This is a genomic window from Amycolatopsis minnesotensis (assembly GCF_039529815.1).
GTDB classification, from domain to species: domain Bacteria; phylum Actinomycetota; class Actinomycetes; order Mycobacteriales; family Pseudonocardiaceae; genus Amycolatopsis; species Amycolatopsis minnesotensis.
The window spans coordinates 77540-98403 of the sequence record NZ_BAAANN010000034.1 but is presented as its reverse complement, the minus strand read 5'-3'; the positions used below and the strand labels follow the sequence as shown (position 1 = coordinate 98403).

The following is a 20864-nucleotide window of genomic DNA, read 5'->3' as shown; positions in this document are numbered from 1 at the left end:
GGTTATTTCAGTGCCACGAGCCCGCTCGTCTCCGCCGGGAGCACGGGCGCGGCCACGGCGCCGACCGAGGTCGCGGTCAGGTCCAGTTCGGCGCCGAGCGTGGTGAGGAACGCGGTGTCGGCCGCGTCCCGCCCGGTGGCGATGCGCACCATGCTCGCGCGCGGGGCGAGGTGCGTGGCGTCGAAGACGTACCAGTGCCCGTCGATCGCGGCCTCGAACACCGCGTGGAAGTCCATTGGGGACAGTCCGGGCGCGTACACGGCGACGAACCGCGCCGGGATGTCGAGCGCGCGGCACAACGCGACGCACACGTGCGCGTAGTCGCGGCACACCCCCGCCCCGGCGAGCACCGTGTCGATCGCGCCGTCGGACGAGCGGCTCGATCCGATCACGTAGGACAGCCGCCGCGCCGCGAAGTCCACGATGGCGTCCACTTTGGACCGGGCGTCGTCGAGCGCGCCGAACTCGGCGGTCGCCATCGCGAGGAAGCGGTCGGACTGGCAGTACCGGCTCGGCCGGGTGTAGAGGATCAGGTCGTGCTCGCTCACCGGTTCGGGCTCCGCCGCGCCGGGCGCGCACTCGGCGCGGTAGGCGATGGTGAGCCCGCCTGCGGCGAGGTCGAGCAGGTGCACCCTGGTGCCGTGCCGGAACTCGACGACCGGTGGGCGCCCGCCCGTCGCCGCCGGACCGGTCAGGGTCAGCTCCTCGTGCACGGGCGAAGAGACCGCGACGGACAGCGCCACCCGGCCCGGCTTGGTGATCTGCAGGGACAGTTCCGTTTCGAGGCGGCACAGCGGGGACATACCGCCATCTTCGCTTACCCGTCCAGGAAGGTCTTCACCGCGGCGGCGATACCGCCTTCGTCGAGGCCGTGCGCGACGTCGTGGTCCTCCGGTTCGCCGTAGATCCGCACCTCGCTGTCGCGGGTGGTGCCGAGGGAAAGCAGCCGGTGGCGCACGCCCCGCAGCGCTTCGGCGACCGCGTGCGCGGACGTCCCGGCCAGGTAGGGCTCCACCAGCACCACGTCCGGCGCCGCCGCGTCGACCGCGGCACGCAGCCCCGCCGCGTCGAACGGGCGGATCGTCGAGGCGTAGAGCACGGTGACGTCGGTGTTCGCGGTCGCCGCCAGTACCCGGTCGAGCACCGGGCCCACGGCCACCACCACCCCCGACCGCCCGCGCCGGAGCTGCCGGAACCCGACCCCGAGATGCGGCGACCGGTTCTCCTGCGCGCTGAGCCGGAGGTAGACGTTGGCGTTGCCGGGCAGCGACTCCAGCAGCAGGCGCTCTGCCTCGTCGGGGTGCCCCGGCACGTGCACGGTCCAGCCGGGCAGGCTGTCGATCAGCGCCACGTCCCCCGGCGACTGGTGCGTGCGGCCCGCCGTCGGCATGTCGTAGGAGCCGCCGTAGGACACCAGCACCGCGCCCGTGCCCTGGTGCACCAGGTCCAGTTTGATCTGTTCGAACGGCCGCTCGACGAGGAAGGAGGAAAAGGTGTGCACCACCGGGCGCATCCCGGAGAGCGCGAGCCCGCCGGTGACCGACACCATCAGCTGCTCGCGGATGCCGAGGTTGAGCACCCGGTTCGGGTGGCGCGCGTGCGCGCCGTCGAGCTGCGCGGCCGAAATATCGGCCAGCACCACCGCGATCCTGGGGTCGACGTCCAGCGCCTTGTCTATTGTGGACAGAAATCCGTCGCGCATGTTCATGCCGGTCACTCCTTCGGTTCCACGGTGGCCACGACCGCGAGCGGCCTGCCGGGGTGCTCGGTGGTGAACGCGCCGTAGAGCGCGCCGTGATCGCGGCCGTTGACCGTGCGCGTCGCCCAGCCCTCCACCTCGAACCGCGCCGCGATGCCACCCGGCCAGCCGTGCGTCGCCGACGCGTTGTCCACCACGACCGTGGTCAGCCGGTCCAGCCCCGCGCGCCCGGCGAACGCGATCGCCTCTTCGTTGGAGCCCTCGTCGAGTTCGGCGTCGCCGACGAGGACCACGACCTTGGACGGGAGCCGTTGCGCGCGCAGCCCGAGCGCGGTGCCGACCGCGATCGGCAGGCCGTGCCCGAGCGAACCGCTCGAAATCTCGGCCCCCGGCACCCGCGTGCGATCGGGGTGCATGCCGAGCCGCGAATCCCGGCCGGCCCAGCCGTCCAGCTCGCTTTCGGTGAGGAAGCCCTTCGCGGCCAGCACCGCGTAGAAGGCCATCGGGCCGTGCCCCTTCGACAACAGGAACCTGTCGCGCCGCGCCTGGTTCGCGGTGTCCGGCGCGATCCTGAGCACCCGGTCGTAGAGCACCCACAGCACGTCCAATGTGGACTCCGCGGCCACCGAATGCTTCTCGTCGCCCGTCATGCGGGCGATCAGCCCCGGCAGCTCGTCGTACCCCGTCGTGGTAACCATGGTCTCACCGTGCAACCTCGACCATAGTCGAAGTCAAGGCTAAGGTGGATGACGTGACCAAACTTGCCGACCACCTCAGCATCGGGCAGGTCTCCGAGCGCAGCGGGGTCCCGCACACCGCGCTGAGGTTCTACGAGGACCGCGGGCTCATCTCGTCGGAGCGGTCCGCTGGCAACCAGCGCCGCTATCCGCGGTCGATCCTGCGCCGCATCGCGTTCATCCGGGCCGCGCAACGGGTCGGCCTGAGCCTCGAGGAAGTCAGTGCCGCACTGGCCACCCTTCCCAAGGACCACGCCCCGACGAAAGCCGACTGGGCACGGCTTTCCAAGAGCTGGCAGGAAGAACTCGACGCCAGGATCGACGCGCTGCAACGCCTGCGGGACAGGCTCACCGGCTGCGTCGGCTGCGGCTGCCTCTCCCTGCGCGTCTGCGGCCTGTACAACCAGGACGACCAGATGGCCCGCTTCGGCCCCGGCGCCCGCCTGCTGAAACCCGTCTCCGAGGGCGGCGCCTGATCTTTTATCGGGCGGGCTTTCCTGCCCTGAAGGCCGCCCTGGGGGAATCTGACGCCACATTCTCGCCCTTCGCAGCGCGGAGCATGCCGTGACTGATGCCCTTCACGGCATGCGGGAGCACACCCTCACCCCCACCATTCGATCTCTACCGGAGCATCCTTCAGGGACCCAGACGCCCCGAAGGGCCCCCTTCGGAGCAGGCGGCAAGAACCTCAGGCGTCCTGGGCAGCGGCGTAGGCCTCGACGAGCTGGCGTTCGGAATCGTTCAGGTAGACGGCGAGCAGTTCTTCGGCGCCTTCGCCGTCGCCGACGCGGAGCCGGTCCAGGATTTCGTGGTTGCGGCTCAGGTACCGCTCGTGGAACCACCGCGGATCGGCCATCACGTGGAAGACCAGCCGCAGTTCCGCGAAGATGCCGCGCATCAGCTCGTCCACGCGGCTGCTGCCGGTGAGCGCCGCGATCGCCTGGTGGAAGTGGATGTTCGCGGTGCCGAGGTGCTGCCACCGCTCCCCCTCCGCGGCGACAGCGCCGTCGGAGACGGCGCGCGCGATCCTCGCCAGGCCCTCCGGTGGTTCGGTCACCGGGCGCACCGCGGCGCATTCGACGAGCTTGCGCACCCGGTACAGGTCGATCACGTCCTCGACGCGCAGCATGCGGACGAACACGCCGCGGTTCAGCTCGTGACTGAGCAGGCGCTCGTGCGTCAGCAGGCGGAAGGCTTCGCGCAGGGTGTTCCGCGAGACGCCGAGCGCGTTTCCGATGTCGTGCTCGGACAGCCGCGCCCCCGGCTGGAAGAACCCTTCCGAGATCCGGGTGCGCAGGATGTCCGCGACTCGTTCGGCGGTGCTCGTCCTGCTGAGCAGCCCCCGGTCGGCTTCGAGCCCCACGGCGCGGGAGCCGTCGTCGGCGGTGATCACGCCACGAGCCTACTCCGTCACATGAAGAACGATAAAATCAGACTCTTGTGGAATTGTTCAACAATCGTCTACCGTGTGAGCCATGCCACGATGAACTTCGTCCCCCTGCGAGGTCCGCATGAACCCCACACCGGCGTCCACCACCGAGGACACCCGCCCGTTCGCCTGGTACCGCACGCTCGGCAAACGCGGGCAGCGCGCGTTCTTCGGCGCCTTCGGCGGCTACGGCCTCGACTCGTACGACTACCAGGTACTCCCGCTGGCCACGGCCGCGATCATCGCCTTCTTCCACCTCACCACCGGGCAGGCCGGGCTGCTCAGCACCGTCACGCTCGTGGTGTCCGCGATCGGCGGCGCCGTCGCGGGCGTGCTCGCCGACCGCATCGGCCGCGTGCGCACGCTGCAGCTCACCATCGCCGTCTACACCGTCTTCACGGTGCTGTGCGGGTTCGCGCCGAACTTCGAGACGCTGCTCGTGTTCCGCGCGCTGCAAGGGCTCGGCTTCGGCGGCGAGTGGGCGGCGGGTGCCATCCTCGTCGCCGAATACGCGTCGACGAAGTACCGCGGTCGCACCGTCGCCTTCGTGCAAAGCGCGTGGGCGGTGGGCTGGGGCCTGTCGGTGATCGTCTCGACGATCGTGTTCAGCACGCTCGGCGATTCGATCGCCTGGCGGGTGCTGTTCTGGACCGGCGCCATCCCGGCGCTGCTCGTGCTGTGGCTCCGGCGTTCGGTCACCGATGCCGACCAGGCGACCGAACGGCGCGCGAAAACCTCCACCCGCGGGTCCTTCCTCGCGATCTGGCAAGGCGACCTGCTGCGCACCACGGTGATCGCCTCGATCTTCGCCACCGGTGTGCAGGGTGGCTACTACACGCTCGCCACCTGGCTTCCGCAGTACCTGAAGGCCTCGCGCGGCCTCAGCATCGTGGGCACCGGCGGGTTCCTCGCGTTCCAGATCACCGGCGCGTTCGTCGGCTACGTCTGCGGCGGGTACCTCACCGACCTGCTCGGCCGCAAGCGCACCTTCACCCTGTTCGCCGTGCTGTCCGCGGTGCTCATCGTCGCCTACACGCAGGCCCCCGCCGACGCGAACGGGTTCGTGCTGGTGCTCGGGTTCCCGCTCGGGTTCTGCATGTCCGCGATCTTCAGCGGTTTCGGCGCGTTCCTCGCCGAGTTGTACCCGACCGCACTGCGCGGCACCGGGCAGGGCTTCACCTACAACTTCGGGCGCGCGGTCGGCGCGGTGTTCCCCGCGGTGGTCGGTTTCCTCGGTGTCGGCGGCGCGATGGCGTTCGGCGCGATCGGGTACGCCGTGGCCGCGCTCGCCCTGCTGGGCCTTCCCGAAACCCGGAACCGTGACCTGACCTGACTTGAAGGAGTCACGATGACCACGTTCGACGACACCGCCACCATCCACCCGGCGCGCGCCCGCGCGCTCTTCCGATCCGGCGTCAGCGAACCGACCACCGGCTGGGCTTCGGGGTACGCGCAGACCAATCTCATCGCGGTACCGCAGGAGTGGGCCGACGACCTTCTCCTGTTCTGCCAGCGAAACCCGAAGCCGTGTCCGGTGCTCGACGTCAGTGCTCCCGGCTCCGCCGCGACCAAGCTCGCCGACGGCGCCGACCTCCGCACCGACCTTCCCCGGTACCGGGTATGGGAAAACGGCGAGCTGGTGCGCGAAACCAGCGACGCGGCCCCGTTCTGGCGCGACGATCTGGTGGCCTTCTCGATCGGCTGCAGCTTCACCTTCGAGACCGCGCTCGCCGCGGCGGGAATCCCGCTGCGGCACGTCGATCAGGGCCGCAACGTGGCGATGTACACCACCACCAAGCAGTGCCGCCCCGCCGGACGGCTGCACGGCCCGCTGGTGGTGTCGATGCGGCAGGTCCCGGCGGCGCTCGTCGACGAAGCGGTGCGCGTGACCAGCGCGATGCCCGCCGTCCACGGATCGCCCGTGCACAGCGGAAACCCGAGGGCGCTGGGCATCGACGACCTCGCACGGCCGGACTTCGGCGACGCGGTCGTGCCCAGACCCGGTGACGTGCCGGTGTTCTGGGCGTGCGGCGTGACCCCGCAGGCCGCGCTGATGGCGTCGCGCCCGCCGTTCGCGATCACGCACGCGCCGGGCCACATGTTCATCTCCGACCGGCGCGACACCGAATACCGGGTGGGCTGATGCAGGTCGTGCCCTACGGCGAGCGGGCGGCGCTGGTGGACCTCGACGACGCGGGCGAGGTCGTCGGGCTCCGCGCCGCGCTGTCCGCCTCGCCGCTGTCCGGAGTGGACGAACTGGTGGCAGGCGCGCGGACGCTGCTGGTGCGGTTCGACCCGGCGCGCACCTCGTTCGACCGGGTCCGCGCGGCCGTGCACGACCGCGAATCCGGCACCGGCCCGACGCCCGGCGGTCCGTCGATCGTGGTGCCGGTGAGCTACGACGGCGCGGATCTCGCCGCCGTCGCCGAGGCTTCGGGGCTGTCCGTCCCCGAAGTGGTCCGGCGGCACTCGGCCGCCACGTACACGGTCGCGTTCTGCGGATTCGCGCCGGGGTACGGATACCTGACCGGGCTGGATCCCCGCCTGCACCTGCCGCGCCGGGCCGCCCCGAGGACGCGGGTGCCCGCGGGCTCGGTCGCCATCGCGGGCGAGTACTCGGCGGTCTACCCGCACCAGTCCCCCGGCGGCTGGCACCTGCTCGGCCGCACCCCGCTCGCGGTGTGGGACGCCGACCGCGAGCCGCCGAACCTCCTGTCCCCGGGAACCCGCGTCGAATTCCGGGTGCGGTCTTGAGAAAGCTCGAAGTCGTGCGGCCGGGGCTGTTCGCCACCGTGCAGGACCTGGGGCGGCCGGGGCTGGCGTCGATCGGGGTCGGCCGCTCCGGTGCCGCGGACCGCCGCGCGTTCCGGCTCGCGAACCGGCTCGTCGGCAACCCCGAGGGGCACGCGGCGATCGAGGCCACGCTCGGCGGCCTCACCGTGCGGTTCGCCGAGCACGCCGTCGTCGCCGTGACCGGTGCGCCGTGCGCGATCACCGCCGGGCCGCGCGCGGCCGGGATGTGCGCGCCCATCGCGGTCCGCCCCGGTGACGAGATTTCCCTTGGCGCACCGGGCAACGGGCTGCGGAGTTACCTCGCGGTGCGCGGCGGGGTCGACGTGCCGCCGGTGCTCGGCTCGCGCGCCACCGACACGATGGCATGCCTCGGCCCCGCCGCGCTGACCGCGGGCTGCGTGCTGCCCGTCGGCACGCCCGTGCGCCCCCAGCCGCCTGTCGATTTGGCTCCACAACGCGCTTTTCCGGACGAACTGGTGCTGCGAGTCCTGCCAGGGCCCCGGTTGGGCTGGTTCGCCGACGACGCACTGGACGCACTGCTGTCCGCACCGCACCGGGTCACCGCCGAGGCGAACCGGGTCGGGATCCGGCTCGACGGGCCGGTGCTGCGGCGCACCAGGCACGATGAGCTGCCGCCGGAGGCAGGAATCCTTGGCGCGCTGCAGGTTCCGCCTTCGGGACACCCGATCCTGTTCCTCGCCGATCACCCGGTCACCGGCGGCTACCCGGTGCCCGCCGTCGTCGTGGAAGACGATGTCGACCTCGCCGCGCAGGCGAGACCGGGCCAGGCGATCAGGTTCTCAGCGCCGTAGGTGCCGGTAGCCGGACGCGGACAGCGGCAGGAACACCGCGACCAGCAGCACCGGCGCGGCCACCGCGAGCAGGATCGCGTTGTCGACCGCGAAGGACCCTCCTGCGGCGGGATTTCCGAGCAGCTCGCGCACCGCCGTGGTGGTGGTCGACAGCGGGTTGTACTCCGCGATCGTGCCCAGCCACCGCGGCATCGTGGCGGTGTCGACGAACACGCTGGACAGGAACAGCAGCGGCCAGATCGCCACCTGGACCGCGGTCACCGTTTCCTGGTTCCTCGCTTTCAGTCCGATGAACACGCCGATCCACAGCATCGCGAACCGGAGCAGGAGCAGCACGCCGAACGCGGCGGCGATCGCGGGCAACGCCGCATCGGGCCGCCACCCGAACGCCAGCCCGGCGAGCACGACCACGGCCAGCCCGAGCACCGAGTTGATCATGTCGGCCGCGCAGCGCCCCGCGACGACGGCGACCCCGCTCATCGGCAGCGAGCGGAACCGGTCGGTGACACCCTTGGAAGCGTCCGACGAAACGGCGCTCATCGTGCCGTCGAGGCCGAAGAACATCGCCATCGCGAAGGCGCCCGGCAGCACGAAGTCGACGTAGTCGCCGCCCGTGGTCGCCCCGAGCGCGCCACCGAGCAGGCCGATGAACAGGGCCATCAGCAGCACCGGGAACAACCAGCCGAAGATCATCACCCCCGGCCGGTTCCGCCAGTGGTGCAGCGCGCGCAGGGTGATCGTCCAGGTGTCGGCGACGGCGTGGCGGAACCGATCGGCCAAGCCGTCCTCGAACGCGGTCGACGCCGTGGTCATACCGGCACTCCTTCGGTCTTTTCGGTCAGGTTGAGGAAAACGTCATCGAGCGTGGGTGTGCGGATCGCGATGTCGTCGAGGCCGATCCCGGCGTCGCGCAAGGCGGCCGCCGCGCCGAGCAGCGCGCCCGCGCGGTCCACGACCGGCACCCGCACCGTGCCGTCGGAGACCCGGATCTCGCCGCTCGCCCACGCGCCGACAGCGCCGGTGATGCGCGCGATATCCGTGCTGTCACGGGGAACCAGGTCGAGCCAGTCGTCGCCGACCGTCGCCTTCAGCTCGGCCGGTGTCCCCTCCGCGACGATCCGCCCCCTGGTGAGCATCGAGACGCGGTCCGCGAGCTGATCCGCCTCTTCCAGGTACTGCGTGGTCAGCAGGACCGTGGTGCCACCGTCCACCAGATCGCGGATGGCGGCCCAGACCTCGCGCCGCCCTGCGGGGTCCAGCCCAGTCGTCGGTTCGTCCACGAACAGGATTTCCGGTGCGACGAGCAGTCCGGCCGCCAGGTCGAGCCGCCTGCGCATCCCGCCGGAGTACGCGCTCACCCGTTTCGCCCCGGTGTCGGCCAGTCCGAACCGGTCGAGCAGTTCCGCGGCGCGGTTCTTGGCCGTGCGCGCGGAAAGGCGGCTCAACCGGCCGAACATCACGAGGTTCTGCACCCCGGACAGCTCCTCGTCGACGGCGGCGTACTGGCCGACCAGACCGATCCGCCGCCGCACCCGTCGCCCGGCACCGACCACGTCGTCGCCGCCGACCAGGACGGTCCCCTCGTCGAGGTCGAGCAGCGTGGCCATGATCCGGACCGCGGTGGTCTTCCCCGCGCCGTTCGGCCCGAGCAGCCCGTGCACGGTGCCGCGGGAAACCTCGAGGTCGAACCCGTCGAGCGCGGGCGGTTGCCCCTGGCCCGCCGACGGGTAGGCCTTGCGGACCCCGATGGCGGCGATAGCGGGTTCCCGGTCGTTTTCCGGCATGCGATCCCCTCTCCTCCTCGCATCCGTACAGCGTACGGTACGCCGTACGGCAGAAAGGTTACGGTACGGTGTACGGAAGACGCAAGCCTGGTTCGCGACCCGTTCCGGCGGAAAGGAAGAAGACGTCGACCATGGCTGGCCGTCCCCCGGTATCCGATCTGACCCGCAGCATCTACCTGCTGTGGGGCCACCACCCCAGTCCCGGCCGGTCGGGGCTCACGGTGACCGCGATCGTGCGGGCCGGGGTCGAACTCGCCGACGCCACCGGCTTGGCCGGGGTGTCGATGCGCCGCGTCGCCGAGCACCTCGGGGTCGGCGCGATGTCGCTGTACGGGCACGTGCCCGGCAAGGACGACCTCGTCGCCTTGATGGCCGACACCGTCTACGACGAGTTGTACGGCGGCAACGTCGAAGCCGCGGCCGAAGCCGGTGGCTGGCGCGCGGCGATGAAGTTCGTGGCGCGGCGGAACTGGGAGCTCTACGGCCGCCACCCGTGGCTGCTCGACATCGATTCTCCCCGCGCCTCGCTCGGCCCGAACGTCGGCCGGAAGTACGAGACCGAGCTACGCCCGCTCGACGGCATCGGCCTGTCCGACATCGAGATGGACGCCGCGCTGACACTGGTGCTCAGCCACGTCGGCAGCGCCGCGCGCACGGCGAGGAGCGCGTCGAGCGCGCAGGAGGACTCCGGTATGTCCGATGTGGACTGGTGGGGTGCCGTCGCCCCGGTACTGGAACAGGTCATGAACGACGACGCGCTGGTGCTCTCCGCTCGCGTCGGCACCGCGGTCGGCACCCGGTTCAACGCGGCTTCGAGCCCCGATCACGCGCTCGCCTTCGGGCTCGACACCATTCTCGACGGCATCCAGGCCCGCATCGGCCGCTGATCGAGTACCGGTCCAGATGGGCGGGCCGGTGCGCCCGGGTCGGGCCGCGCTCGAGTGCCGGGTATTCACGCGCGGGGCCGTTCGGTCCGGAATCGTTGTCCATTAGGACTCTTCAGCTCCCGAACCGGCGATCCCCTGACGTACCGTCGGCAGCGCGAACGTGATTTTGCCACTGGCGTGCAGCGCGGGAGTTCCCATCACCACAAGTCATGTGCCCACCTCGCCGGACACCGATCTCCTCGCGGAGCCGCGGCCCTGCGCGGTTCGCGGATGCCCGTGGCGAGGGGTCTGCCCCGATCACGACCTGCGACGCGAAGCCGAGATCGACGCCGAGCTGAACAGGCTGATGCGAGCGCGCCCCTTCGGCGCCGGCCGCAAACGGCAACGCTCGCCGGCTCGGTACGAAACGTCCTATGTGGTCAAATCCGAGGTCGTCGTCTCCAGCCTCGCCGAGCGCCTCGCCAGGCCACCACGCCAGGTCCAGCGGAGGCGGAGCCGCATAATCCACCCGGAGCCGGTCCCTCCCGCGCCCTACGACCCGCCGCGTGCCCGTCCGGCCGAACCCGAACCACCGGTACCGGCCACTTCTCCGGACACGCCCCCGGACCCTGCCGAATGGACAGTGCAGGTCGTCGGTCCGGATCGGACAGCGCCGGTGCGGCCCCGCCCCACCGTCCCGAGCCCCGCGACCGTCGCCAACCTCATCCGGGCGAAGACCGCGCAGCCCGAGCGCGGCCAGGCACCGCGATCCGCTCGCACCGAGCCAAGCCCGGCCGTCACCCGGCGCCGTGGCCGTCGCGTGAGCCCGGCCACCACCCCCGTCGTGCGCCGGAAACGGCGGGCGCGTCGGCCGGATTCGGTGGACTGAAGCCGGAAAGGCACCACCTGTACCTTTTCCCGCGAAGACGCGCCAGGACGCTAGGCCCGCGGACGGGGGCGGCCCATCAGCCGCCTTCCGACGGCCAGCAGCGCTTCGCGGAGGCTTTCGTCGTCGAGGTCGGCGAGCGCGGGGGCGCCGCCCGCCAGCGCGATACCGGCGAGCGCGACGTGCGCGGCCACGAGCGTGGAGGTGTCCGGCTCCGGGCCGGCCAGCAGCGCGATCAGCCGTTTCTCGAACCGCTCCTCGCCGTGCAACGTCTTTTCGATGGCGCGGGCCACCCCGGGGTCGCTGCTGAACAACGCGACGAGCGCGCGGTGGCGGACCACGATGTCGACGAAGCCGGTGAGCAGGTGGTCGATGCGGGCACCGCGCCTGCGGAAGGTCGCCGCTTCTTCGACGACGGCGGCGAGCTCACGAAGGCCCGGCTCGGCGACCGCCTCGGTGATCTCGTCCTTCGTCTTGAAGTGGTAGTACACCGCCGCCTTCGTGACCCCGAGCGCGTCCGCGATCATCTGCAGCGAAGTGCCCTCGGCGCCGTGCTCGGTGAACAACCGCAGCGCCGTCGCCAACAGCCGCGACCGCGTGTCCTCCCCCGCGGCACCTGTCGCAGCACCGGTTCGCATCGTCCCGGTTGTCATCGAACCTCCTTGTAGAGCAGGCAAACCCTACGCCTTCTTCACCTCACCCGGCAAACCGATCTACTAGCCGTGCGGCTAGTCACAAACTTGCCGATCGGCTTGTAGCCGCCTAGCCGAACGGCTAGCGTCGAGGTAACCCGATCGAAGGAACGGAGCGCGTGCTGTGGCCACCCTTCTGTACCGGCTCGGCCGGTCGTCATTCCGCCGCCGCTGGCTCGTCGTCGGCGTCTGGGCCGCCGTGCTCATCGCGCTCGGCCTCGGCGCGCTGACCCTCTCGGGCACCACCACGAACGCGGTGACCATCCCGGGAACCGAATCGCAGCGGGCGATCGACCACCTCAAGGAGCGGTTCCCGCAGGCCTCCGCCGGCGGCGGCACCGCGCGCGTCGCGATCGCCGCGCCGGACGGGCAGAAGCTCACCGACCCGGCCAACCGGGCCGCGGTCGAACAGGTCGTCGCGAAGCTCAAGGCCGCACCGCAGGTGGGCACGGTCGTGGACCCGTTCCAGGCCAAGACGATCTCGCCGGACGGCAAGGTCGCGCTGGCCCAGGTCAGCTACCAGGTGCAGGCTTTCGTGCTGACCCCGAAGGACCGCGCCGCGCTGACCTCGTCCGGCGATCCCGCGCGCCAGGCCGGGCTCGAGGTCCAGTTCGGCGGCGACGCGGTGCAGGGCCCGGTGGAAACCCAGGCCACCGAAGGCATCGGGGTCATCATCGCCGCGATCGTCCTCGCGATCACGTTCGGCTCGCTCATCGCGGCCGGGCTGCCGTTGCTGACCGCGTTGATCGGCGTCGGCATCGGCATGGCCGGCATCATGACCGTGTCCGGTTTCCTGGAGCTGAACGCGAACACGCCGATCCTCGCACTCATGCTCGGCCTCGCGGTCGGCATCGACTACGCGCTCTTCATCGTGTCGCGATATCGGCACGAACTCAGCGAAGGACGGGAACCGGAGGATGCCGCCGCGCGCTCGGTCGGCACCGCGGGTTCCGCGGTGGTGTTCGCCGGGCTCACCGTGATCATCGCGCTCGCCGGGCTCACCGTGGTCGGCATCCCGTTCCTCGCCGAAATGGGCATCGCCGCCGCGCTGACCGTCGCCGTCGCGGTGCTCATCGCGCTCACGCTGCTGCCGGCCGTGCTCGGGTTCACCGGGCGCAAGGTGCTCGGCAAGAAGGCGCGCGAGGAATCGGCCGACGCCGCGAAGCCGACGCACGGCGAGCGGTGGGCGAAGTTCGTGGCGCGGCACCGGGTCGTCGTGCTCGTCGGCGCGGTCGCGGCACTGCTGGTGGCCGCGATCCCGGCCACCGGCATGCAGCTCGGGCTGCCCAACGACAGCACCGCGGCACCGGACTCGACCCAGCGCAAGGCCTACGACCTGGTGACATCCGGGTTCGGCGAGGGCGCCAACGGACCGCTGCTCGTGGTCGTCGACACCGCGGGCAGCAAGGATCCGCAGGGCGCGGTGCGCCAGGCCGCCGCCGGCATCTCGAAGCTCGGTGACGTCGCCGCGGTGACTCCCCCGATGGCGAACGCCACCGGCGACACCGCGCTGCTGAACGTCGTCCCGAAGAGCGGGCCCAGCAGCGAGCAGACCGAAAAGCTCGTCGCCGACATCCGCGCGCAGAACGCGGACCTCGGCGAGGCCACCGGCGCGAAGCTGTCCGTCACCGGGCAGACCGCGGCGAACATCGACGTGAGCGAGAAGCTCGCCGACGCGATGCTGCCCTACCTCGCGCTCATCGTCGGGCTGGCGTTCCTGTTGCTGATGCTGGTGTTCCGGTCGGTCGTGGTGCCGCTCAAGGCGACGCTCGGCTTCCTCGGCTCGGTGATCGCGACGTTCGGCGCGGTGGTGGCCGTGTTCCAGTGGGGCTGGCTGACCGACGTGCTCGGCGTGGAGACCACCGGCCCGATCATGAGCATGCTGCCGATCCTGCTGATCGGCGTGCTGTTCGGGCTCGCGATGGACTACCAGGTGTTCCTGGTGACGCGGATGCGCGAGGAGCACGTGCACGGCGCGCCGCCGCAGCAGGCGATGGTGACCGGGTTCCGGCACGGCTCGCGGGTGGTGGTCGCCGCCGCGCTCATCATGATCAGCGTGTTCGCCGGGTTCGTGCTCGCCGACCAGGCGCTCATCCAGTCGATCGGGTTCGCGCTCGCGTTCGGGGTCGCGGTGGACGCCTTCGTGGTGCGCATGACGATCGTGCCCGCGGTGATGTCGCTGCTCGGCAAGCACGCGTGGTGGCTGCCGAAGTGGCTCGACCGCATCGTGCCGAACGTCGACGTCGAGGGCGAGAAGCTCACGCAGCACCTCGGCGACGGCGGCGACCCGGGCGAAAAGGTCCTCGAACCCGCTCGGTGAGTCAGCTGGAGGAGAGCCAGACGACGGCGCCGCCGACCGCCAGCACCGCGGCGATGCCGAGCAGCCCGGCCACCAGCTTCGCGGTCTTCCACAGGCTGTAGACGCCGCCGATCAGGAATCCGGCGAGCGCGAGCAGCAGTACGGCGACGACTTCCTTGCTCACCGGATCAGCGTCCCACACGCGTGGCGCACCCACCCGCACCGGGTGCGTCACGCGTTCGCCGGTACCAGGTCCCGTTCGAAGAAACGCCAGTACCGCTGGAGATGCGGCGGGATCTCGGTGCCTTCGTAGGGTTCTCGCTCGACGAAGCCGCGGGAGATGTAGAGACGCTGCGCGTCCGCCATGAAACGGCACGTGTCCAGCCGGATGGCACCGGCGCCCAGCGTCGCGGAAGCGTCCGCCACCAGCGAATCGAGGAGCGCGGAGCCGAGGCCCCGTGCCCGCGAGCGCGGAGAGACGTACATCCGCTTCACCTCGGCGACACCGGGTTCGAGCGTGCGCAGCGCGCCGACCCCGATCAGCTCGCCGTCCAGCTCGGCGACGGTCATCACCCCCGCGGGCGGTGTGAACGCGGGCAGCGATTCGGCGATCGAGCCCAGATCGGTCGGCGACTCGTGGACGCCGAACTCCTCCCGCAACCGGCCCGTCGCCCACGTCAGGTACTCGACGATGAGCGCGGACACGGCTTCCGCGTCGGTGCCGAGCCGCACCGGCCGCAACCGCCAAGCGCTCAAAGCACGCCCTTGGTGGACGGGATGCCCCCGGCGCGCGGGTCCGGCTCGGTCGCGGCGCGCAGCGCGCGTGCCACCGCCTTGTACTGGGCTTCGGCGATGTGGTGCGGATCCCGGCCGTGCAGCACGCGCACGTGCAGCGCGATCTGCGCGTGGAACGACAGCGAGTCGAACACGTGCCTGGTCAGCACGAACGGGTAGTTCCCGCCGATGGTGAAGGAGTTGAACTGCGCCGGCTCGCCGAGGTGCACGCAGAACGGGCGGCCGGACACGTCGATCGCGGCGTGGGCGAGCGTCTCGTCCATCGGGATCCAGGCGTCGCCGAAGCGGCGGATGCCCGCCTTGTCCCCGAGCGCCTGCCGGATCGCCTGCCCCAGCACGATCGCGGTGTCCTCGACGGTGTGGTGCGCGTCGATGTGCGTGTCGCCGGTGGCGTCCACCTTCAGGTCGAGCGACCCGTGCGCGCCGAACGCGGTGAGCATGTGGTCGTAGAACGGGACACCGGTGCTGATCTCGACCTCGCCGGTGCCGTCGAGGTCGAGCTGCACCGAGATCGACGACTCCTTGGTCGTCCGCTCGACTTTTCCGACCCTGCGCTGTGCCATCTGGAGCGATTCGTCCCTTCGGTCGTCACCACTCATCGCGGAATCTCCTTGCTGACTTCCAAAAACGCGTCGTTCTCCTCCGGCGTGCCGACCGTGACGCGCAGGTGGCCGGGGATACCGACGTCCCTGATCAGCACGCCCTTGTCCACATAAGACTGCCAGCTCGCTTGCGCGTCGGCGAACCGTCCGAAGAGGATGAAGTTGGCGTCACTGGGCACCGGGGTGAACCCGAGGCCCAGCAACGACTCGGCCACCCTGTCCCGCTCGGCGGCGAGCTTGGCCACCGAGGCGAGCGTGGCGTCGGCGTGCCGCAGCGCGGCGCGCGCGGCGGCCTGGGTGAGCGAGGAAAGGTGGTACGGCAGGCGGACGAGCTGTAGTGCGTCCACAATGGCCGGTGCCGCCGCGAGGTAGCCGAGCCGCCCGCCCGCGAACGCGAACGCCTTGCTCATGGTGCGCGAGACGATCAGCTTCTCCGGGAAGCTCTCCAGCAGCGAGACCGCGCTCGGCTGCGACGAGAACTCCGCGTACGCCTCGTCCACGACGACGATGCCCGGCGCGGCTTCGAGCACCGCGCCCAGTTCGCCGAACGGGATCGAGCCGCCGGTCGGGTTGTTGGGGCTGGTCACGAACACCACGTCCGGCTGCCGCCGCGCCACGATCGCGGCGGCGGCCTCGGTGTCGAGCGAGAAGTCGTCGCGCCGCGGCGTCGGCACCCAGTCCGTCCTCGTGCCCGCGGCGATGATCGGGTGCATCGAATACGACGGCTCGAAGCCGAGCGCGCTGCGGCCGGGACCGCCGAATGCCTGCAGGATCTGCTGCAGGATCTCGTTGGACCCGTTGGCGGCCCACAGGTTCCGCTCGTCGAGCAGCACGCGCGTGGCCACCGTGAGGTAGTCCGCGAGATCGCGGCGCAGCTCGGTGGCGTCGCGATCGGGGTAGCGGTGCAGCGACTCCGCCGCCGCGCGCACCGCGGCCTGGACGTCCTCGACGAGTTCGACCGGCGGCGGGTACGGGTTTTCGTTGGTGTTGAGCCGGACCGCCACGTCGAGCTGCGGCGCACCGTAGGGCGACCGGCCGCGCAGGTCCTCGCGCAGCGGCAGCGCGTCGAGCGTGACGTCTTCGCCGAGCGTCATTCCGCCACCCTCTCGAACCGGGCGGTCACGGCTTCGCCGTGCGCGGGCAGGTCCTCGGCGTTCGCGAGCGAAACGACCTTCGGCGCCACCGCCCGCAACGCCTCCTCGCTGTAGTCCACGACGTGGATGCCGCGCAGGAAGCTCTGCACGGACAGCCCGGAGGAGTGCCGCGCGAAACCGCCGGTGGGCAGCACGTGGTTGGACCCGGCGCAGTAGTCGCCGAGCGACACCGGGGCGTAGGCGCCGACGAACACCGCGCCCGCATTGCGGACCCGTGCCGCGACCTCGCGCGCGTCGGCGGTCTGGATTTCCAGGTGCTCGGCCGCGTACGCGTCGACCACGCGCAATCCCTCGTCCACAGTGGACACCAGGATGATGCCGGACTGCTTGCCGCCCAGCGCTTCGGCGACGCGTTCGGCGTGCTTCGTCACGGGTACCCGCGTCTTCAGCTCCACCTCGACCTCGTCGGCGAGCCGCTCCGAGGTGGTGACGAGCACGCTCGCGGCGAGCGGGTCGTGCTCGGCCTGGCTGATCAGATCGGCCGCGACGTGCGCGGCGTCGGCGGTGTCGTCGGCGAGGATGGCGATCTCGGTCGGCCCCGCCTCGGAGTCGATGCCGATGATGCCGCGGAGCATGCGCTTGGCCGCGGTCAGGTAGATGTTGCCGGGACCGGTGACGACATCGACCGGCGCCAGCTCGGCGCCGTCGGTATCGGTGGCGCCGTAGGCGAGCAGCGCGACCGCCTGCGCGCCGCCGGCCGCCCACACCTCGTCGACGCCGAGCAGTTCGGCCGCAGCGAGGATGGCCGGGTGCGGCAGCCCCCCGAACGCGGCCTGCGGCGGCGAGCACAGCACGAGCGAACCGACCCCGGCGATCTGGGCAGGCACCACGTTCATCACCACGGTCGACGGGTACACCGCGAGGCCGCCCGGCGCGTACAGGCCGACGCGCGCCACCGGCACCCAGCGCTCGGTGACCGTGCCGCCCTCGGCGACGGTCGTGGTGACGTCGGCGCGGCGCTGGTCGGCGTGCACCTTGCGGGCGCGGTCGATCGACTCCTCGAGCGCCGCGCGGACATCGGCGTCCAGTTCGGACAGTGCGCGGGTCAGCTCCGCCGAGGGCACCCGCACGCGCGAGGGCCGCACGCCGTCGAACCGCTCGGTGTAGTCCAGGACCGCTTCGACACCGCGCTCGCGGACCGCGTCCACCACCGGCCGCACCTGATGCAGGGCGGCGTCCACATCGATCTCCGCGCGCGGCAGCGTGGCACGCAGTTCGGCGGGTGACAGGGAGCGCCCTCGCAGGTCGGTACGGTTCAGCATGTCCCCAAGGGTACGAGGTGAGCCATCGCACGCGCGGGGCGCCGTAGGCTCGGCTGGACGGGCCGCAGACGATCAGGAGGTTGCCGTGGTGCGCATCGGACTCTGCCAGCTGACCTCGGGCGAAGACCCCGGCGGGAATCTCGCGCTGGTCCGCGACGGCGTGGCCGAAGCGGCGGGCGCCGGCGCGGACGTGGTGGTGTTCCCCGAGGCCACGATGGCCAGGTTCGGGGTGCCGCTGGCGCCGCTCGCGCAGCCGCTCGACGGGCCGTGGGCGACGGAGGTCGCGAAGATCGCCGCCGAGCACGACGTGCTCGTGGTCGCCGGGATGTTCACCCCCGCCGAGGACGGCAGGGTCAAGAACACGCTGCTGGTCACCGGGCGCGGGGAGCACCTCGGCTACGACAAGATCCACCTCTACGACGCCTTCGGCTTCCGCGAGTCCGACACGGTGGCACCGGGCACCGAACCGGTCACGGTGGCCGTCGACGGCGTCGTGCTCGGCCTGGCGACCTGCTACGACCTGCGGTTCCCCGAGCTGTTCCGCGGCCTCGCCGACGCGGGTGCGGCCGCCGTGCTGGTGCCGACGTCGTGGGGCGCGGGCGAGGGCAAGATCGAGCAGTGGCAGGTGCTCGTGCGCGCGCGGGGCCTCGACTCCGGGTGCTGGATCGTCGGCTGCGGGCAGGCCGATCCCGCCGCCACCGGCACCTCGGTCAACCCCAAGGCACCGACCGGCATCGGGCACTCACTGGTCGCGGACGGGTTCGGCCGCGTGCACGCCCAGCTCGGCGCCGAACCGGGCGTCACCGTCGTCGACATCGACCCGGAGCTGCCGGAGAAGGCGCGCGGCGCCACCGGGGCGCTGGCGAACCGGCGGCTATGACCCCGGCTCGTACGCGATGCCCTCTTCGATCGCGAGCCGCGTCAGCTCGGGACGGCGGCGGCGACCGGTCTTGTCCCTGATCCGGTCCAGGTAGGACCGCACGGTCCGCACGCTGATCGACATCAGCTCGGCGATGTCCTGGTCCCGTTCGCCCGCGGCGACGAGGGAAAGCACCTGCCGCTCGCGTTCGGACAGCACGAGCTTCGGGCCCGCGTTCCGCTCCCGCGACGAGTTCAGCACGAAGGACGCCAGCGTCGGCGAGACGTACGAATTGCCGGCCGCGATCTCCCTGATGGCGCGCAGGATCTCGTCGCCGTCGGCGTCCTTCGACAGGTAACCGCGCGCGCCGGCGGAGATCGCCCCGAGCACTTCGGCCTGCCCCGCGTGCGCGGACACCACCAGGACCCGGTGCCCCATGCCGACGACCTCCAGCACGGCGGCCGCGTCGGCGACCCCGCGCAGCTTGAGGTCCAGCACCACGACGCTGCCCGCGGGCTGGCGGCACACCGCGAACCTGGCGACCGAGTCGGCGACCGCGCCCAGTTCGATGTCCGGTGCCTCCTCCAGCACGCGCGCGACCGCGGCGCGGTAGAGCGGGTGGTCCTCGACCACGGCCACCCTGATCCGTCCGGCGGGCGCGCCGTTCTCCCCTGCCGGGCCCTCCGGTGTGCCCATCACGTTTCCCCTCACCCCGCTCCAGCCCCGGTCACCGGCACCGCGGCGGCCGCGGGATCGAGTGCGGGCCCGTTCGGCAACGCCGCCAGCGTGCCCGCCGCCACCGGCTGCCTCGGCACCGCACCGTAGCCCAGCGCGGCCAGCGCTTCCCGGCTCACCACGGGATACTTCACCCCGGTATCGGTCACCAGGTACATCGTGCCCGAATCGACACCGGGTGCTGTCTGCTCCGCGACCACCGCACCGCCCGACGGCGGCACGTACACCTCGTCGGCGACGCGGCCGTCCCGCTTCGCCGCCGTCGCGATCGGCCGCGCCCCGCCGGGCAGCGGCACCTGGCCCGAGATCGTCACCCTGGCGTCGCCGTCGCGGGCGCACACCGTGACCGACGTCCCGGTGACCGTGACCGGAACCGGGATCCGGCCGGGGTACCCGGCGGCGTCCTCTCCCCCGGCGCTTTCGGTCCCGGCGTGCTTCGGCGCGCGGGCGACGGCGGCGGCGTCCACGCGCTCTCCCTCGGGGCTGCCGGGGACCAGCGCGGCCTGGGTTTCGGTGATCACCTCGAGCCCGTCGGCCCGCACGAGGTAGTAGCCGTCCTCGCCGGTGGCGCCGCCGACGCGCAGCACCTGCCCGACCTTCGCGGCCTTCCCGCCGACCGACGGCCCACGGCCGCCGATGCCGTCGACTTCGAGGAACGCCAGATCCCGTCCCGCGGGCACCGTGCCGAGCCAGCGCGGCGACACCACGATCGGCATGCGCTGGTCGTAGTGCAGCGCGACGAGCGCCTCGTCGGTGAGGCGGAACCGGTGCCCCGCGCTGACCAGGTACCGCGATCCGTCCGGCAGGCGCACGAGAAGACCTTCGCGCTGGCCGAGCGCGCGCCCGGAATCTCCCGCGACGAGCAGCACCGACGAGGTGGGAGCCGCGGACGACGGCGCGTCACGGGTGGTGCGGGAGCAGTTCGTCCACCCGGTGGTGACCAGCCGTTCCGGCGCGGGCAGCGAATCCGGCGCGCCCGCGATCCCGATCCCGGCGCCGCGCGGAACGGTCGCGAGCCTCTTCGCGGGCACGGTGACATCGGCGTCGCCGTTGGCACCGGCGAGCAGGCGCGCGGACGAGTAGTTGAGCACCGGGTGCAGCGCGCCGTCCTGGCCGAGCACGAACCGCGCTCCCGTGCCTTCTTCGACGATCACGTGCCCGCCGGCGAGCCAGTCCTTGCCACCGCCGGGGCTCAGCAGGCCGAGCACCCCGCACACCGCGGTCGCCAGCAGCGCCACCGCGAGCCCGACCGCGGTGCCGAGCACGAGGCGCCTGCTCGGCGCCACCGGGTGGTTGGCATCCGCGGCGACGAGCGCGGAAACCAGGCGGCGGCGCAGGAACTGGTACGCCTGGATCTGATCTCGCTGGGTCCACACCCCGCCGTGTCTCCCTCGATCAACTCGCGGAGGATCATCGTAGGCAACCTGGCCGCCCGGCGGTGTGGGCAATTTTTCCGGCAG

The 20864-nt window shown here is 71.6% G+C and carries 23 protein-coding genes; 9 read left to right on the top strand and 14 right to left on the bottom strand.

What is annotated here, in order from left to right:
• Positions 1-2 precede the first annotated feature (2 nt).
• Genes ABD256_RS33900 through ABD256_RS33890 form a run of 3 tightly spaced genes read right to left on the bottom strand, consistent with a single transcriptional unit; the run spans position 3 to position 2397 of the window.
• Entirely contained in the window at positions 3-803 is an 801-nt protein-coding gene (locus tag ABD256_RS33900) for a transglutaminase-like domain-containing protein (RefSeq protein ID WP_344428605.1), read from the bottom strand.
• A 14-nt stretch (positions 804-817) separates the two neighbouring features.
• A complete protein-coding gene (locus tag ABD256_RS33895) occupies positions 818-1708 on the bottom strand; it encodes a transketolase family protein (protein WP_344428603.1) in 891 nt (296 codons plus the stop codon).
• Between the two features lie 5 nt (positions 1709-1713).
• A complete protein-coding gene (locus ABD256_RS33890; protein ID WP_344428601.1) occupies positions 1714-2397 on the bottom strand; it encodes a thiamine pyrophosphate-dependent enzyme in 684 nt (227 codons plus the stop codon).
• Between the two features lie 53 nt (positions 2398-2450).
• Here ABD256_RS33890 and soxR point away from each other — a divergent pair, with 53 nt between their 5' ends.
• Positions 2451-2912, top strand: a complete 462-nt coding sequence (soxR, locus tag ABD256_RS33885) for a redox-sensitive transcriptional activator SoxR (protein WP_344428599.1) — start codon at positions 2451-2453, stop codon at positions 2910-2912.
• A 212-nt stretch (positions 2913-3124) separates the two neighbouring features.
• On the opposite strand, the gene ABD256_RS33880 is transcribed toward soxR, so the two are convergent.
• Positions 3125-3829, bottom strand: a complete 705-nt coding sequence (locus tag ABD256_RS33880; protein WP_344428597.1) for a GntR family transcriptional regulator — start codon at positions 3827-3829, stop codon at positions 3125-3127.
• A gap of 118 nt (positions 3830-3947) precedes the next feature.
• Between ABD256_RS33880 and ABD256_RS33875 the strand changes: the two genes are divergently transcribed.
• From ABD256_RS33875 to ABD256_RS33860, 4 genes are read left to right on the top strand one after another with little or no spacing between them, the layout of a single operon-like run.
• The gene (locus tag ABD256_RS33875; RefSeq protein WP_344428595.1) at positions 3948-5198 is read left to right on the top strand and encodes an MFS transporter; all 1251 of its coding nucleotides are present in this window, start codon (positions 3948-3950) and stop codon (positions 5196-5198) included.
• A gap of 15 nt (positions 5199-5213) precedes the next feature.
• Complete coding sequence (locus ABD256_RS33870) at positions 5214-6008, top strand: putative hydro-lyase (protein WP_344428593.1); 795 nt, start codon at positions 5214-5216, stop codon at positions 6006-6008.
• A complete protein-coding gene (locus ABD256_RS33865; RefSeq protein WP_344428591.1) occupies positions 6008-6619 on the top strand; it encodes a 5-oxoprolinase subunit B family protein in 612 nt (203 codons plus the stop codon). The genes ABD256_RS33870 and ABD256_RS33865 overlap by 1 nt, the downstream gene beginning before the upstream one ends.
• Entirely contained in the window at positions 6616-7470 is an 855-nt protein-coding gene (locus ABD256_RS33860; protein WP_344428589.1) for a 5-oxoprolinase subunit C family protein, read from the top strand. Before ABD256_RS33865 ends, ABD256_RS33860 begins: the two co-directional genes overlap by 4 nt.
• On the opposite strand, the gene ABD256_RS33855 is transcribed toward ABD256_RS33860, so the two are convergent.
• Together ABD256_RS33855 and ABD256_RS33850 are read right to left on the bottom strand one after the other, a co-directional pair.
• Positions 7459-8283 (bottom strand): ABC transporter permease, encoded by an 825-nt coding sequence (locus ABD256_RS33855; RefSeq protein WP_344428587.1) that lies wholly within the window; start codon positions 8281-8283, stop codon positions 7459-7461. The two genes, ABD256_RS33860 and ABD256_RS33855, sit on opposite strands and share 12 nt — an antisense overlap.
• The gene (locus tag ABD256_RS33850) at positions 8280-9254 is read right to left on the bottom strand and encodes an ATP-binding cassette domain-containing protein (RefSeq protein WP_344428585.1); all 975 of its coding nucleotides are present in this window, start codon (positions 9252-9254) and stop codon (positions 8280-8282) included. Before ABD256_RS33850 ends, ABD256_RS33855 begins: the two co-directional genes overlap by 4 nt.
• A 131-nt stretch (positions 9255-9385) precedes the next feature.
• Here ABD256_RS33850 and ABD256_RS33845 point away from each other — a divergent pair, with 131 nt between their 5' ends.
• Positions 9386-10141 carry a TetR/AcrR family transcriptional regulator gene (locus ABD256_RS33845; RefSeq protein WP_344428583.1) on the top strand — a complete coding sequence of 252 codons (756 nt, stop codon included), beginning with the start codon at positions 9386-9388 and terminating at the stop codon, positions 10139-10141.
• Between the two features lie 211 nt (positions 10142-10352).
• Positions 10353-11009 (top strand): hypothetical protein, encoded by a 657-nt coding sequence (locus ABD256_RS33840; RefSeq protein ID WP_344428580.1) that lies wholly within the window; start codon positions 10353-10355, stop codon positions 11007-11009.
• Between the two features lie 50 nt (positions 11010-11059).
• On the opposite strand, the gene ABD256_RS33835 is transcribed toward ABD256_RS33840, so the two are convergent.
• Positions 11060-11659: a TetR/AcrR family transcriptional regulator gene (locus ABD256_RS33835; RefSeq protein WP_344428577.1), complete on the bottom strand. Its 600-nt coding sequence runs from the start codon at positions 11657-11659 to the stop codon at positions 11060-11062.
• A 163-nt stretch (positions 11660-11822) separates the two neighbouring features.
• Between ABD256_RS33835 and ABD256_RS33830 the strand changes: the two genes are divergently transcribed.
• A complete protein-coding gene (locus tag ABD256_RS33830) occupies positions 11823-14018 on the top strand; it encodes an MMPL family transporter (protein ID WP_344428574.1) in 2196 nt (731 codons plus the stop codon).
• A gap of 1 nt (position 14019) precedes the next feature.
• On the opposite strand, the gene ABD256_RS33825 is transcribed toward ABD256_RS33830, so the two are convergent.
• The 5 genes from ABD256_RS33825 to hisD are packed head-to-tail and all read right to left on the bottom strand — an operon-like array spanning position 14020 to position 17810.
• Positions 14020-14181 (bottom strand): hypothetical protein, encoded by a 162-nt coding sequence (locus tag ABD256_RS33825; protein WP_344428571.1) that lies wholly within the window; start codon positions 14179-14181, stop codon positions 14020-14022.
• A gap of 47 nt (positions 14182-14228) precedes the next feature.
• Entirely contained in the window at positions 14229-14753 is a 525-nt protein-coding gene (locus ABD256_RS33820) for a GNAT family N-acetyltransferase (protein ID WP_344428568.1), read from the bottom strand.
• On the bottom strand, positions 14750-15355 hold the full coding sequence (hisB, locus tag ABD256_RS33815; RefSeq protein WP_344428639.1) for an imidazoleglycerol-phosphate dehydratase HisB: 606 nt from the start codon (positions 15353-15355) through the stop codon (positions 14750-14752). Before hisB ends, ABD256_RS33820 begins: the two co-directional genes overlap by 4 nt.
• A 32-nt stretch (positions 15356-15387) precedes the next feature.
• Positions 15388-16488 carry a histidinol-phosphate transaminase gene (locus ABD256_RS33810; protein ID WP_344428565.1) on the bottom strand — a complete coding sequence of 367 codons (1101 nt, stop codon included), beginning with the start codon at positions 16486-16488 and terminating at the stop codon, positions 15388-15390.
• Complete coding sequence (gene hisD, locus ABD256_RS33805) at positions 16485-17810, bottom strand: histidinol dehydrogenase (protein WP_344428562.1); 1326 nt, start codon at positions 17808-17810, stop codon at positions 16485-16487. The genes ABD256_RS33810 and hisD overlap by 4 nt, the downstream gene beginning before the upstream one ends.
• An 85-nt stretch (positions 17811-17895) precedes the next feature.
• Here hisD and ABD256_RS33800 point away from each other — a divergent pair, with 85 nt between their 5' ends.
• Entirely contained in the window at positions 17896-18690 is a 795-nt protein-coding gene (locus tag ABD256_RS33800; RefSeq protein ID WP_344428559.1) for a carbon-nitrogen hydrolase family protein, read from the top strand.
• Here ABD256_RS33800 and ABD256_RS33795 read toward each other — a convergent pair.
• Positions 18685-19365, bottom strand: coding sequence for a LuxR C-terminal-related transcriptional regulator (locus tag ABD256_RS33795; protein WP_344428556.1), 681 nt, complete (start codon positions 19363-19365; stop codon positions 18685-18687). The genes ABD256_RS33800 and ABD256_RS33795 overlap by 6 nt on opposite strands.
• 11 nt (positions 19366-19376) lie before the next feature.
• Positions 19377-20780 carry a type VII secretion protein EccB gene (gene eccB, locus ABD256_RS33790; protein WP_344428553.1) on the bottom strand — a complete coding sequence of 468 codons (1404 nt, stop codon included), beginning with the start codon at positions 20778-20780 and terminating at the stop codon, positions 19377-19379.
• Positions 20781-20864: the final 84 nt, after the last annotated feature.